Source organism: Streptomyces yangpuensis, from assembly GCF_001005295.1.
In the GTDB taxonomy this organism is placed as follows: domain Bacteria; phylum Actinomycetota; class Actinomycetes; order Streptomycetales; family Streptomycetaceae; genus Streptomyces; species Streptomyces yangpuensis.
The window spans coordinates 1232598-1245724 of record NZ_LBMK01000003.1; the positions used below are offsets into that span (position 1 = coordinate 1232598).

The 13127-nt window shown below is 72.9% G+C and carries 12 protein-coding genes; 7 read left to right on the top strand and 5 right to left on the bottom strand.

Annotated elements, in window-relative coordinates:
- Positions 1–30: 30 nt before the first annotated feature.
- Both AAT21_RS20825 and AAT21_RS20830 read right to left on the bottom strand, forming a co-directional pair.
- Complete coding sequence (locus AAT21_RS20825; RefSeq protein ID WP_046778275.1) at positions 31–390, bottom strand: ArsR/SmtB family transcription factor; 360 nt, start codon at positions 388–390, stop codon at positions 31–33.
- Between the two features lie 200 nt (positions 391–590).
- Positions 591–962, bottom strand: a complete 372-nt coding sequence (locus AAT21_RS20830) for a hypothetical protein (protein ID WP_046778276.1) — start codon at positions 960–962, stop codon at positions 591–593.
- Positions 963–1377: 415 nt separating this feature from the next.
- Between AAT21_RS20830 and AAT21_RS20835 the strand changes: the two genes are divergently transcribed.
- Both AAT21_RS20835 and AAT21_RS37680 read left to right on the top strand, forming a co-directional pair.
- On the top strand, positions 1378–3243 hold the full coding sequence (locus tag AAT21_RS20835) for a hypothetical protein (RefSeq protein ID WP_046778277.1): 1866 nt from the start codon (positions 1378–1380) through the stop codon (positions 3241–3243).
- A gap of 342 nt (positions 3244–3585) precedes the next feature.
- On the top strand, positions 3586–3795 hold the full coding sequence (locus AAT21_RS37680; RefSeq protein WP_157879755.1) for a hypothetical protein: 210 nt from the start codon (positions 3586–3588) through the stop codon (positions 3793–3795).
- 115 nt (positions 3796–3910) lie between these two features.
- Here the strand turns inward: AAT21_RS37680 and AAT21_RS20845 are convergent, their stop codons facing one another.
- The 3 genes from AAT21_RS20845 to AAT21_RS20855 form a co-directional block, all read right to left on the bottom strand.
- Positions 3911–4351, bottom strand: coding sequence for an STAS domain-containing protein (locus AAT21_RS20845; protein WP_046778279.1), 441 nt, complete (start codon positions 4349–4351; stop codon positions 3911–3913).
- 181 nt (positions 4352–4532) lie between these two features.
- Positions 4533–6338, bottom strand: a complete 1806-nt coding sequence (locus AAT21_RS20850) for an RICIN domain-containing protein (protein ID WP_157879756.1) — start codon at positions 6336–6338, stop codon at positions 4533–4535.
- Between the two features lie 186 nt (positions 6339–6524).
- Positions 6525–7352 carry a hypothetical protein gene (locus tag AAT21_RS20855; protein ID WP_046778281.1) on the bottom strand — a complete coding sequence of 276 codons (828 nt, stop codon included), beginning with the start codon at positions 7350–7352 and terminating at the stop codon, positions 6525–6527.
- 300 nt (positions 7353–7652) lie between these two features.
- Here AAT21_RS20855 and AAT21_RS20860 point away from each other — a divergent pair, with 300 nt between their 5' ends.
- The 5 genes from AAT21_RS20860 (at position 7653) to AAT21_RS20880 (ending at position 13008) form a co-directional block, all read left to right on the top strand.
- Entirely contained in the window at positions 7653–8531 is an 879-nt protein-coding gene (locus AAT21_RS20860) for a heavy metal-binding domain-containing protein (protein WP_079025831.1), read from the top strand.
- A 1-nt stretch (position 8532) separates the two neighbouring features.
- Positions 8533–9414: a heavy metal-binding domain-containing protein gene (locus AAT21_RS20865; RefSeq protein WP_235438975.1), complete on the top strand. Its 882-nt coding sequence runs from the start codon at positions 8533–8535 to the stop codon at positions 9412–9414.
- Complete coding sequence (locus tag AAT21_RS20870) at positions 9407–9841, top strand: hypothetical protein (RefSeq protein WP_052757904.1); 435 nt, start codon at positions 9407–9409, stop codon at positions 9839–9841. Before AAT21_RS20865 ends, AAT21_RS20870 begins: the two co-directional genes overlap by 8 nt.
- 391 nt (positions 9842–10232) lie before the next feature.
- Positions 10233–11624: an MFS transporter gene (locus AAT21_RS20875; RefSeq protein WP_079025832.1), complete on the top strand. Its 1392-nt coding sequence runs from the start codon at positions 10233–10235 to the stop codon at positions 11622–11624.
- Positions 11625–11682: 58 nt separating this feature from the next.
- The gene (locus AAT21_RS20880) at positions 11683–13008 is read left to right on the top strand and encodes a condensation domain-containing protein (protein ID WP_046778283.1); all 1326 of its coding nucleotides are present in this window, start codon (positions 11683–11685) and stop codon (positions 13006–13008) included.
- The last annotated feature ends 119 nt before the right edge of the window (positions 13009–13127 follow it).

Here is a 13127-nt window from a genome sequence, read left to right on the forward strand (position 1 = left end):
CCTCGGCACGCACCAACGGACGGACGCCGCCTACAGCGGGGGAGATCCCGTGTGGACCGACGTGTCGGCGTGCCGCAGCTCGGCGAGCAACTCGCTCTGCCCGACCAGCAGTTCGGTGAGAATGCGTCGAGCGGCCCGCAGCAGTTCCGCCACATCGCCACCGGCGAGGGCGTAACTGACCGTCGAGCCGTCGCGTATGGAGATCACGATGCCGGATCGGCGCAGTACCGCGAGTTGTTGCGAGAGATTCGACGGTTCGATCTCGATCTCGTTCAGCAGCTCGCGCACGGGTACGGGGCCGTTCTGAAGCAGCTCTAGTACGCGGATGCGGACGGGGTGTCCGAGCATCCGGAAGAACTCCGCCTTGGCCTGGTACAGCGGGACCTGCATGTGGCAACGCTCCTACCCGGGTTCTGACCAATGGACGGGGACGGCGTTCGGTACTGCCGGGCCCGCCCCCGGTGACCATGACCAGCCATTCTCCTGTACCCCGACCCCGACCGAACGACCGGTGACGGCATTCGGATGTGCCGAGTTGAAGATTTCTTCAACTCATGGGCAAAAAAAGGAAACGGGGTACAGGAAGGCGGCTAGAGTTCCAGGTCGGATTCGATGCGCTTGAGCTGGTGCCGGGCCATGGCCAGGTTCGACTTGGCCTTGTCCAGGACGATGTAGAGGAACAGGCCGTTGCCCCCGCGCCCCTTGAGCAGCCGGATCAGGTGGTACTGGTTGCCGAGGGTGATCAGTACGTCCTCGATGTCCTCCTTGAGGCCCAGCATTTCCATGGTGCGGGTCTTCGCCCGGATCACGTCGGTGTTCCCCGCGGCCGCGACCGTCAGGTCGAGATCCTTGCTGCCTCCCAGCGTGCCGAGAGCCATGCCGCTCGTGTAGTCGACCAGTGCCGCTCCCACGCTCCCCTCGATCGAGGTCATGGCCTCTTTCAGGGACGTCTCTACGTTCATCGTTGCAGCCTCTCGTTTCTCACGACCCTGGCCGGCTTCGCGCCTCCGGCCGGGTTGGACTGGAGGGACGCTACGCGCCGGATACCGGGGCCGTGGCGAACATCAGGTATTCGGGGAGGATATGGACCTCCATCCGCTAAAGTTCGGGCCCGCGATCACCCGACTGCCGGAAAACACCGGGGAGTCGGCACCGGACCCGGGCGTTCCGACCGACGGACACGCTGCCCGGAGCGGTGGATCCGTGCAGCTCAGCACCGGTCGGTGCGCCGACGGCTCGCCTTCGCGACGCCAAGTACGCCCGGGGCGCGGCAGGTTGGCGGGTTTGGCCGACAGAAGCCGGTCGCGATCACCGACGGGGCGTTGTCAGTGGTGATCGGTACGGTCGGCGGACCTGATCAGCTGAGGAGCGCCCACCATGAGATCTCCGGCCGAACTGGACCAGGTCCAGTGGCACGACCTGACCCACGCCTACGGACCGGCCGAGGACGTACCCGAGCTGATCAGGGCGCTCTACGAGGACGACGCCGACACCGTCGGCGAGGCGATCCACGAGCTGTACGGCAACATCCACCACCAGGGCACCGTCTACCCGGCCTCCGCACCTGCCGTGCCGTTCCTCGCGCACGCCGTCCTGCACGTCCCCGGCCGGCGCGACGAGCTGCTGATACTGCTCGCCGTCCTCGCCGACCACGACCCGGAGGACACCGGATCCCCGCACTGGCCCGGCCGTCCCGTCGCCGCGATCTGCGCAGAAATCGCCCGGGTGCTACCGCAGTTGCTGCCCTGCCTGGCGGACACCGCGCGCCCGGTGCGCAGGGCGGCACTCCGAGTGGTCGGCGCCGTGGCCGGTCTCCTGCCTGCCGAGGTCCGGGCCGCGGCCGAACGCCGCGTCGACGAGCTGTACACCACCGATCCCGAACCGGCCGTACGGGCGGACGCCCTGGCCGTCCTCGCCCGGCTGGGCCGCGAGACCGAGGCCCTCGACAGCCCGTTCCCCGAAGTCCGGCTGGCCGCGGCCCTGCTCGCCGCCGAACGGTCCGGACCCCCGTACGAGAAGCCGTTGGTGGACGTCTTCACCGAGGACGGGGCCGAGCCGGATCCGGGAGACGACGGCCTGGCCTGGGCGGGCACCACCTCACCGGACGACCGGCTCACCCACCTGCTCACCCGCGACGTCGACGCCGGCCTCACCGTGGCCGCCCGCTGGATCGCCGCCGGAGACCTCGGATCGCGCGGATCCCGGCTCGGCGGGCAGATCGCCGAGACCTGGCGCGACCGGGAGCCCGAGGTCCTCGACCTGATGCTCACCGCCCTCCCGCACCAGAGGGACGCCCACGGCCGGGCCGAATGCCTCACCACGATCGGCCGGTGGATCGAGCGCCTTCCCGAGCCCGGCGCGGACCTCAGGGACATGCTGTACCAGTACGCCCGCTCGGACGACGAGAGCGAAGCCGCACCCGCACTCCTCGCCCTGGCGCGCTCACGCGACCCCCGAGCCCTGGAGCTGGTACTGCGCACTCCCGGCCCCGACACGCTCAGAGCCGCCGCCTCGGCGTGCCCCGGGGCGGCCGACCGGCTGATACCGGAGATCCGCCGCACACTGGCCTCCGGCGCCACCGGCAACGAGGCCATCGACCTGATCGGCGCCCTGACAGGACTCGGCGCCGCCGTGCGCCAGGCGCAGCCGGAACTGCTCGACTGCCTCCGCACCCGCCGCGCGGCCGTCGTCGCCGCCCGGCAGATCGGGCTCAACGGCGTCGTGACCCCCGAGATCACCGCCCTGCTCCACGAGGCCACGCACAGCACCGACCCCTCGCTGAGGGCCGCGGCCGCCCTGGCCCACCACCGGCTGACCGGCGACGCCGCCCCCGCGCTGCGCGTCTTCGAGGGCCTGCTCGCCGCCCGGGGCCCCGTCCACTGGCACCTGAGCAGCCTCCCGCCGCTCGGCAGCGCCGCCGCTCCCCTGCTGCCGCTCATCGAGCCGCTGCTGACCGCACGCTACGAGTGGACCCGGATGGCAGCCGCCGAGGCCCACCACACGGCCACCGGATCGCCGGAACGGGCCGTCCCGATCCTCGCCGGGCTGATCGGCCCCACCCCGGTCGGGCTCTCCGCCCTCAAAGCCCTCGCCGCCATCGGCCGGGTCCCCGAGGAACTCCGCCCCGCGCTGCGTGCCTTCGCCTTCTCCCCGCTGCGCCTGCTCCCCGCGATGCCGTTCTCGGACGTCCACCCCGACGAGGAACTCCGCGCTCTGGCCCGGAGCCTGCTCGAGATCCACTGAACCACCCCGCCGCCGTCGGGGGCGCCCCGGGGGTTGCAGGCTGCGGGGTGCGATGGCCGTGGGGGAGAGGTGCGACGGAAGCCTGCAGAGCCGTGCAGCGCATGGATCCCCCACCGCCGAGGGGGGCGATTCCTGTGAGGACGCGCTCCGCGGCCCGACCACGGCGGAGTTCGACGGGAGGATCACGGCGACGGTGCGGCTGTCTCACTACTTCTCGCAGGTGAACGCCACCGGTCCGTTCCGCTGATTGGGTGTCACTTAACGTGTTTAGAGCGCCTGATAATGGAAACGCTGAGTAGCCACAGGGTGTAAAGGTCAAGGCGAAAGGCGGGACCCATGTCCGTGAGCATTGCAATCATCCTCGTCCTGGTGGCGGCATCCATCGCTGCGATCGCGCTCTTCCCGGCGGTGGCACCCGCACAACCCGACCAGACCGCAGGCCGATCCGATGACGACGACCCGCGCAGGACCGCCCCGGGGCGACCTCCTGCCCGCCGACTGCGCACCATCCCACCGCAGCAGAGCAGGGAACACCGGCGCAGCTTCGGCTGATTCGCCGGCCCCGGCCTGCCCGCCCCCTGCCGGCCGGGCAGGACCCGAAACCACGGGCCGGCCGTGGGGCGGGGGCAGGCCCGTGGGGTGACCGGGCCCACCACCCCTGCGTCGTCTACCCCGTGGGGCCCAGGTACGAGGGCGGCTGGGGGCGGTGGGCCAGGGAGCCGTCGGGAGGCCGGGTCACCGCGGCGGCCGCGCGCAGGAGGCGTTCCACGGCCCGGGAGCGATGGGTGAGCCTGAGACGGCGTCCCCGCCGGGGCCACCAGTCCAGCGCGGCCAGGAAGCCCGAGTCACAGAAGGTGACCCGCGAGCAGTCCAGCACCACGCCGGTATGGCCGTTGTCGGCGGCCGAGGCCAGGAACACCCTCAGCGGTGCGGCGCTGAAGTGGTCGATCTCGCCCGCGAGGTGGACGACCAGGGTGGTACCGAGGGTGGTGCAGGAGTGGATGAGTATGACGCCGGGCGCGGTGTCCGCGCCCGAGTCGTGCCCGGTGGGTGGCGCCTCGGCCGTGCGAGGGACGGGCAGTATCGGGGCGGTGCTTGAGGTATTCACGTCCCCGTCAACGCCTCCCGCCCAGGGCCGGGAAACGACTGGCGCGCGCCTTTCACCCCATACGACCAGCGGAGAGCCCCGGTCGGGGGAAAGATCCACCCGGACGAGGCAGCAGGGCGCCCGGGCGGGTGCCCGAGCGATCCCCGCCCGGGCAGCACGGCACGGTCTGCCGCCACTGCGGTCAGACCCGCCAGGCCAGCCAGGGGTCCTCACGGCAGTCCTGCTGGAAGGCCGGATCGTTCGCCCCGCCGCCGACCCGTGCCGCCACGCACTTGCCGCTGTTGACGTTGACCAGCTGCCATGCGGCGGAGGCGGCGTGGAAACGCAGGGTCCACAACTGGTCGGGGAACAGCCCCTGACGGTCCCCGCACAGGTACTGGGTGACCGCGGCGTCGTTGGTGACCCGGGCCGCGTCCACGGACAGGCACAGGCCGCTGAACCGGTTGCGGATCGAGTACACGGTCCCGGCCGCGCCGCCGGACTCCTTCGTGAGGTGCCACAGCTGCTCGTGATCCTCACCGCAGTCGGCCAGGGCCAGAGGGTCGGCCGGGGTGGTGCTGTCCTGGGGCACGCTCAGGCACCGGTTGCTGCCGGCGTTGGCCAGCCGGAGCAGACCGGCGGCCGGCAGGGACGGTTCCGCCCCGTCCGGGGGCGTCCGCGGGGCGGTGGGGGAGGGCGGCATGGGCCCGCCGGCGCCCGGTGCGGGAGCGGGCGGGGTCGCCGGCCCGGGCATCGGCGGTGGCGCGCCGGGCTGACTCCCGGCCGGTGCCGTTACCGGTGCGGGCGCGGATGCCGACGCGGGGGCGGAGCCGGACGGCCCGGCGGACGTGGGCGCGGTGCCGGCCGCAGAGCCGGTCTGCGGACCGCCCCGGGGGTGCGCGTACGGCTGTACCGGACCTGCTCCGACCGGTACGACCAGTGGCTGGCTGCCCCCGAGGACGACCAGCACCGCCGCGGTGATCGTGACAACGCCGAGCACGGCCGCGGCGGCGAAACCGGCACGGCCCGGCGTGGCCCGGGTGACGGCCGGGGGTATCACGGCGAGCGTGCCGCCGGGGCCGGGGCCGGGGCCGGGGCCGGGGCCGGGGCCGGGGGGCCGGGACGGCGAGGCCGGGGTGCCGGGCACGGCGGTCACGGGCGCCGCCGCCGGGCGGTCGGTGCGTTCCAGGACCACGCCCTCGATCGGCCCCCGGTGGGCGAGGCACTCCTCGTACGCGTCCTGTTCCAGGCAGCCCGCCTCCCACCGGACGTACTCCAACACGTTCGCCGTCCGCGCCAGTTCGAGGGCGAGCCCGCCGCTCCCCGGGAGCAGTGCCCCCGGCCCGGTCGGGGCCGCGTCCCCGAGCGCGGTGATCCGCCGGGCCGTTGCGCGAACGGCCCACACCGCGGCGAGCTGCTCCATCGCACGGTCCAGCAACCCGGCCCCGGCGCCGCCCTCTTGTGCGCAGACCGGCTCGGAGACCGGCTCGGAGGCCGACGCGGAGTCGGGCTCGGAGGCGGGCTCGGAGGCCGGCCGGGGATGCGGCGTCGCCTTCGGCCGCGTCGACCCGGGATCCGTCGCCGTCGCCGCCGCGGCCTCCTGCTCAGCCAGCAACGTGGCGATGACCGACGCCAGTTGCCGCACGATCCGTTCCGACTCCGCGAGATCCGCCTCGGCGCGCCGCAGTGCCTCGTCGAGCCGGGCCGGGGGCTCGGCCTCCACCCCGGCGACCAGGGCCGCGTCGTGCAGCCGTCCGGCCCGGCGCAGCATGTCCTCGCGGCCACGCCCGTCGCGCACCCGGTCCCGTACCACCGCGTTCAGCCGGCCCAGCGGGATGATCCGGATTCCGGAACGGTACTCGCCCCAGCTGGTCTTGCCCCCGCCGTACCGCTGGGCCATCTCGCGCACGGTGAGCCCCGCGGTGAGCTCGACCAGGAACCGGGCGAGCTCGTCCGCCGCCCGCGTCGCACCCTTCATGGCCCCCTGCGGGCGCCCCGCTCGCGCCATGCTTCCCCCCTGATCGTCCGCGGACAACCAGGGTTGTCCGACCTCCCGCGACCGGCGAAGTCCGGCACCACGGAACACCGGCCGGTCGGTAGCGTCCAGCGGAAGGCATGCGGTTGTCTCGAATCCACCGCGCAAACGTCCGCACGCCGGGCATCGGCCCGGCCCGGCGGCCTGGGCCGCCCCGGGTCAGCCGGTGCCCGTACGCCTCCAGGTCAGGGACAGGGCGAGGCCGTGGCCCGGGTGCAGGGGTTCGAGCACCAGGCGGTCCGGGTCGACGAGGGTGGCGCGGCGGCGCAGTTCCTGGCCCGGCCTGAACGGCCAGGTGCCGATGCCGACCCGGTGCACGGCCTCGTCGCCCTCGGTCCGGAAGAGCCCCGTGTAGGCGAACGTCCTGCCCAGGCGCAGGGGGCGTTCCACGTGCAGCTCCATCACCGTCGTCACGGTGCCGGCGGCGGTGTAGACGAGGGTGCCGGTGGCGGCGGCGGGAACACGCCGGGAGCGCCAGCGCACGCTCGAACCGGTGAGCTCCCAGAACCCCACCAGCCCGCCCTGCGGCAATCCGCTCATCTTGCCCCCGATCCCGTCTGCGTCGTGGTGCCGTCGCCGGTGCCCGGACCGCGGAGCGGTCCATGTACTGCCGATCATGACGTGGGCCGCCGCGTCGCGCGCGCGGGGCGCGCCCGTCGGCTTCGGGACCGGCTGTGCGGCGCCCTCAGCCGCTGTGCCGGGCACCTTCCGGTGTGGGTCCCGGAACGCTTCGCCGAGGCGGGTCAGGTCGTCGGGGGAGGTCCCCGCGGCCGAGGGTGGGGACGCTGCCGCTGCCGGACCACGAGCGGTTGAGGAGCAGGTCGGCGGCAACGGCCGCGAGGTCCGCGCACGCGACGCGGGGTGCCTCGGGGCGGCGTCGACGGCGTCGGCGAAGACGCCGGTCGCGCGCAGGGCGTCCGCGTCCTCCAGGAGGTTCACGAAGAAGGACGGGCGGGCCAGTTTGGTGCCGGTGACCAGGTTGTCCATGGCGAGGGAAGCGGTGGGGTAGGGGCCGGGTGGCGTCGTCGGCGTTGACGGGGCCGGCGCACAAGGCGAGGACGGCGGCGGCGCAGGTGGCGAAGGCGGCGGCCGGTATCAGCCTGCGGTTCGCGGGTTCCTTCGGTCGGGCGGTCGGGCCTGGATCCGCCCCGGGTGGACGGGACATACGGCTCATCCTGACATTCGAAGATCCACACAACACCGCCTCGGCTGTCCGTCCGATGACGTAATCTGCCGAAACGGGGGCGCGATCCGCGCGGTCAGCAGACAGATCGATGGCGGGAGTGGATGACATACCGGGGGAACGACGGAGTGCCGGGTGACGCCGGCTCAGGCAGCGGAGCGCCGCAGCCGGACCGCACCTGGAACTCGGGGCTTTCGGGCGGGGAGTTGGCCGCGATCAGCGGGGTCGGGTTCGAGCCGGTCGGGCAGGTGCTCGGCACAGCTGTCTACAACATCGGGTACACGGGTGTCTGGGGCTGCCCCGGCAACTGGTCGGTCACCGACGACAACAAGGCGGTGCCGTCGTCGAGATGGACGTCCTCCCTGTCGCAGCTGGTGCGGACGATGTACGCGGCGCGCAGGTTGGCCGTGGCGCGCGCGGTGGCCGAATGCGGGGCGCTCGGCGGCGACGGGATCGTCGGTGTGGAGCTGCGTGTCGGTGAATTCCCGGCAGGAGGAATGGAGTTCACCGTGCGGGGCACTGCCGTGCGGGCGCGGTCGCGGATTCGGCCGCGTGCGCCGTTCACCTCCCACCTGGGCGGCCGGGACTTCGCCGCGCTCATCGGGTCGGAGTGGGTGCCCGTCGGACTCGCCTTCGGCATCGCCTTCGCGATCCGCCACGACGACTGGCGCACCTCCCTGCGGATCCCCTCCGGCGCCAGGAACCAGGAAGTCGACGGCTACACCCAGCTGATCGGCCACGTCCGCCGGGAGGCGCGCAGGCAACTGGCCGTCGACACGGCGCAACACGGCGCTGACGGGGTGGTGGTGGACGACGTGGAGTTGCGTGTGGGCGAGAGCGAGTGCCCCTCCTACGGGTCGACGCGCGACGTCACCGCGGAGGCGGTCTTCGTCGGCACCTCGATCGCCCGGTTCGGGCGCTCCGGACGGCCCGCGGGCGCCAGACCGCCACTGACCATCATGAGACTGGAGCGAGAGCGCTGAGATGACCGAACGAACGGGGCGGGACATGAGCGGGGAAGCCGTGCAGCCGGCGGACGAGGGTGCGGCCGAGGATGCCATGCGCCGGCTCGCACGGCTCCAGCCGGGGGAGAAGGGTTCGCCGGGGGAGAAGCGCGGGATGTTCACCTCGGACCTGACGGTGAACGAGTTCCTGCTGGTGCGTGAGGCCGGCTTCCGCCCGCTCGGTCTCGTCCTCGGTTCCTCCGTCCACCATGTCGGCCTCCAGCTCGGCCGGTGGTCGAAGAACCAGGAGCTGACCAAGCTGTCGCAGGCCATGTACCAGGCGCGCGAGTTCGCGATGAGCCGGATGGAGGCCGAGGCGAGCGCTCTGGGGGCGGACGGGATCGTGGGCGTGCGGCTGGACATCGAGTTCAAGGAGTTCGGGTCGGACATCGCCGAGTTCATCGCGGTCGGCACGGCGGTGAAGGCGGACGGTGCGGACCCGGGACCGGCCGGGACGTGGCTCAACAACAAGGGCAAGCCGTTCACGTCGGACCTGTCCGGCCAGGAATTCTGGACGCTGATCCGGGCCGGGTACGCGCCCCTGGACCTGGTCATGGGGTCGTGCGTCTACCACGTCGCGCACCAGCGCTTCACCCAGGTGCTCAGCAACGCCGGCCGCAATGTCGAGATCGAGCCGTTCACCCAGGCCCTGTACGAGGCGCGCGAACTGGCCATGAGCCGGATGCGGGCGGAGGGCGAGGTCCTGGACGCCGAGGGCATCGTGGCGGTGCAGCTGAAACAGCACTCGCACACCTGGGGAAGCCACACCACCGAGTTCTTCGCCATCGGGACGGCGGTGCGCCCGCTGTACGACGACCACGTCATCGACCGGCCGGCCATGGTGGTGAGCCTCGATGCCTGAGTCGGAGTCGGAGCCGGAGCTGGAGCCCGGGACGGAGCCCGGGACGGACGTACAACTGCTGGCCGCGGCGTTGCGCCGGGACAGCGCCGACCTGAGCCTCTACGCACAGGTGCTGTCGGCGGAGCTGGCGGATTCGCTGCCGCCCGGCGCCGTGCGGGTCCGGCGCAGGCGCTCCCTCGCGGAACGGGTGGCCGGGCGCGAGGGTGCTGTCGTGGAACTGGACGTCGCCCTCGGAGAGCAGAGGCTCGCGCTGCGGATGGAGCGCGGACGGGTGGCCGGGGAGGTCCTGCACGAGGTGCGGGGCATCGTGCTGTCGCGGCGCCAGGTGGAGCTGGACGAGTGGATCGATGCCCTGGCCCGGTCCCTGGCGAAGGCCGCGGCCTCGAATGCCCGGGCCCGCGCGGCCGTGGAACGCTTCCTGGCCTGAGCGCCGCCGAGCCGGCCGAGTGCCGCCGAGCGCCGCCCGAACCCCACCGAGCGCCGCAGGCCACGTCCTACGGCAACTGCGCCTGCCGCGGGCGGCGTTCATAACCGACGGAATGAGCGCCTCCGCAGGGGCGTGATCACAGATGAACCTTTTCGGTCAGGGTGGAACTGGTTACTCAGGGTAAGGGGTAACGTCCGCCCTTCCCGCGTGTCCCCTGTTCCCCCTTGCCCTGTCCACCTCCTGGTGCACACGCAACCGACAGGAATTCACGCGGCCTTACCCCGGGTATCGCGAAGAATTTCCCGACCGACGTCCATAGGGCAGCGAAACGAGTCCGAAAGTGACAGGTTTATTTTGACTCCTGATCGATGGATCCGTGAATGTCGTTCACATGTCCGACACATCCGGAGCCTCCACCGGGGGCCCCATGCGCTTGCGCGACTTCCGACTCCTGCTCGCCGGAGCCGCCACGGGACAGTTCGGCGCTCAGGTGACGCTGGTGGCGCTGCCCCTCGTGGCCGTTCTCGAACTCGAGGCCCCCGCCTTCCAGGTGGGCCTCCTGACGGCCGCCGAAACCGCCGCCTTCCTGCTCGTCGGGCTGCCCGCCGGTGCGCTCACCGACCGCATGCGCAAACGGCCCCTGATGATCCGCGCGGACCTGGTGCGCGCCGTGGCCATGCTGAGTATTCCCGCCGCCGCGCTCGCCGACGTCCTGACCATGGTCCAGCTGTACGCCGTCGCGCTCGTGACCGGCGTGGCGACCGTGTTCTTCGACGTCGCCCATCAGAGCTACCTGCCGCAGATCCTGCCCCGTGACCAACTGGTGGCCGGGAACGGCGCGCTGGAGACGGTCCGGTCCACCGCCCACGTCACCGGCCCCGGCATCGGCGGCGGACTGGTCCAGCTCGTCGGAGCGCAGTTCGCGGTCCTCGTCGACGCCGTCGGTTACGTGCTCTCCGCCCTGTTCCTGCTCCGCGTGAAGCAGACCGAGGAGACACCCGAGCGCGCCCCTGGTGGGTCCCTGCGCAAGGAGATCGGCGAGGGCGTCCGCTTCATCTTCGGGCACCCCCTGCTCCGCGTCATCGCCTTCACCACCGGCCTCGCCAACTTCTGCACGGCCGTCCTCATGGCGACACAGACCGTGCACCTCGTCCGCGTCGTCGGCCTGGAGGCCGGCGGCCTCGGTCTGGTGCTCTCCGCGTCCGCCGTGGGAGGTCTCCTCGGCGCCCTGTGCGCCGGACGTCTCGCCGCCCGGCTGGGACAGGCCCGGGTCATCCTCCTGTCCCTCCTCGTGACCGGCCCGTTCGCGCTGCTGTGGCCCCTGTCCGGTCACGGTGTCACCGGCGCGGTCCTGTTCGCCGGCGGTTCCGCGGTCGTCTCCTTCGGCGCCGTCGTCTACAACGTCGCCCAGGTCAGTTTCCGCCAGGGGATGTGCCCGCCACGGCTCCTCGGCCGGATGAACGCCACCCTGCGCTTCCTCATGTGGGGCACCCTGCCCCTCGGCGCGCTCCTCGGGGGAGCCCTCGCCCAGTCCTACGGGTCGCGCACGGCCCTCGCCTGGTGCGCCGTCGGCATCCTCGCCGTCCCCCTGCCGCTGCTGCTCTCCCCCCTGCGCCGGATGCGGGACCTGCCCGCCGCGCAGGACGACGGCCACGACGGCCAAGGCGGCCACGACGGCCACGACGACCAAGGCGGCGCCGTCGGCGCCGCCCCCGGAACCCCACGGGGCACCGCCGCCGCCACCGACGGCGACGAACGCCCGGCCCCCGCACCCACGGGCTGATGCCGGCAGCCACCGCCACACCATTCCCCCCGACCGCGGACACGACGAAGAGGACGACGTGCTCAGCATCACCAGTCAGTACCTGGCCCGCTACCGACGCCTCGTCGGCGACCGGTCCGACACCCTGCTGCCGGTCACGGGAGCACAGCGCCGCTTCGTGCTGGTGCGGTCCCTCGACCCGTCGGGACGCCCCGACCTCGTACCGATGTTCTTCGCGTTCCCGTACGGAACCATCGACCCCGAAAGGCTGCGGGCCGCCGCCCGAGGACTCGCGGCCCGGCACACCGCCCTGCGCTCGCGCGTCGGCGTGGTACGCGGCACACCCGTCCTCAGCGTCCCCGCCGACCCGGACGCCGTCGTGACCCGGCCGGACCTCCTGCCGGGGGAGTCACCCGCCGACGCGATCCGCCGCGCACTGGCCTCCTGGGACGCGCAGGGCCCCGCCATGCGGCTTCTCCTCGTGAGCGACGAGGAACGCGAGGAGGACATCCTCGCCGTCGTCCTCGACCACGCCGCCTGCGACGGCCGTTCGCTCGCGCGGATCGTCGACGAACTCGGCGCCGCCTACGACGAGGACGACCCCGCAGCCCCGACCGCACCGGAGGAGACGCACGCCGAACTCGCCGCCTACCGGGACGCCGTCCTCGGCCAACTCGCCGCCGAGGAGAGGGCGGAGACGCCCGAGGCAGCCGCGTACTGGGCGGACCGGCTGCGCGCGATCGACACCCACGCCCCGGCACCCCGCCCGGCCCGCGTACCCGAAGGCGCACGGCCCAGCGGCGCCGCGCAGGCCCGGCTGCCCGCACACGAGGGCGGCGGCGTGTCCTTCCCCGGACTGCTCGACGCCTGCCGCGCCGCGACCGGCGAGCTGTACGGCACCGACCGCACGGTCCCGCTCGGCTACCCGTGGGGCGGCCGCCCCGCAGGAGCGGAACCGGTCATCGGCTGCTTCCTCAACACCCTCGTCTTCCCGGTCGACACGGGCCGCGGCTCAGGCCCCCGACCCGGCCCCGGCCCCGGCACCGGCTCGGAGGGGACGGCCGACGCCTGGTGGGACGACCTCGACCGGGCCGACGTACCGTTCGACGCGGTCGTCACCGCCGTACGCTCCGCCGGCTCGCCCTGGACCGGAGGCCTCGACGGCCTGCTCACCGTGGACGACGACACGCGCCGCCCGCCGCTGAAGCTGGCCGGAGTCGAGGGACGCGAGATCCACGTCGACGGCAGGCCGGTCCGCGCTCCCTTCGCCCTGTCCGTCACGCAGGGAGCGGAGACCCGTCTGCGGATGGTCTGGGACCGGGCGGTCCTCGACGACGAGACCGCACACCGGGCCTTCGACGCGCTCACCCACGCGCTGCGCCCCTCGGACCCCACCGTGCGGTGAAACCCCCGCTGCCCGGACATCCGGTCGCCGCCGACGGCCCCCGCGACGCAGCGGCACCACCACCCCGCCCCGGAACGGCGCCCGCCCGCCGCCGCTCCCGTCACCCGATCGGCCCACGC

Coding starts and splice junctions, on each gene's coding strand:
- AAT21_RS20855 (WP_046778281.1), bottom strand. CDS start 7,352: ATGGACAACCTGGTCACCGGCACCAAACTGGCCCGCCCGTCCTTCTTC.
- AAT21_RS20850 (WP_157879756.1), bottom strand. CDS start 6,338: ATGGCGCGAGCGGGGCGCCCGCAGGGGGCCATGAAGGGTGCGACGCGG.
- AAT21_RS20835 (WP_046778277.1), top strand. CDS start 1,378: ATGAGATCTCCGGCCGAACTGGACCAGGTCCAGTGGCACGACCTGACC.
- AAT21_RS20860 (WP_079025831.1), top strand. CDS start 7,653: ATGACATACCGGGGGAACGACGGAGTGCCGGGTGACGCCGGCTCAGGC.
- AAT21_RS20830 (WP_046778276.1), bottom strand. CDS start 962: ATGAACGTAGAGACGTCCCTGAAAGAGGCCATGACCTCGATCGAGGGG.
- AAT21_RS20825 (WP_046778275.1), bottom strand. CDS start 390: ATGCAGGTCCCGCTGTACCAGGCCAAGGCGGAGTTCTTCCGGATGCTC.
- AAT21_RS20865 (WP_235438975.1), top strand. CDS start 8,533: ATGACCGAACGAACGGGGCGGGACATGAGCGGGGAAGCCGTGCAGCCG.
- AAT21_RS20875 (WP_079025832.1), top strand. CDS start 10,233: ATGTCCGACACATCCGGAGCCTCCACCGGGGGCCCCATGCGCTTGCGC.
- AAT21_RS20870 (WP_052757904.1), top strand. CDS start 9,407: ATGCCTGAGTCGGAGTCGGAGCCGGAGCTGGAGCCCGGGACGGAGCCC.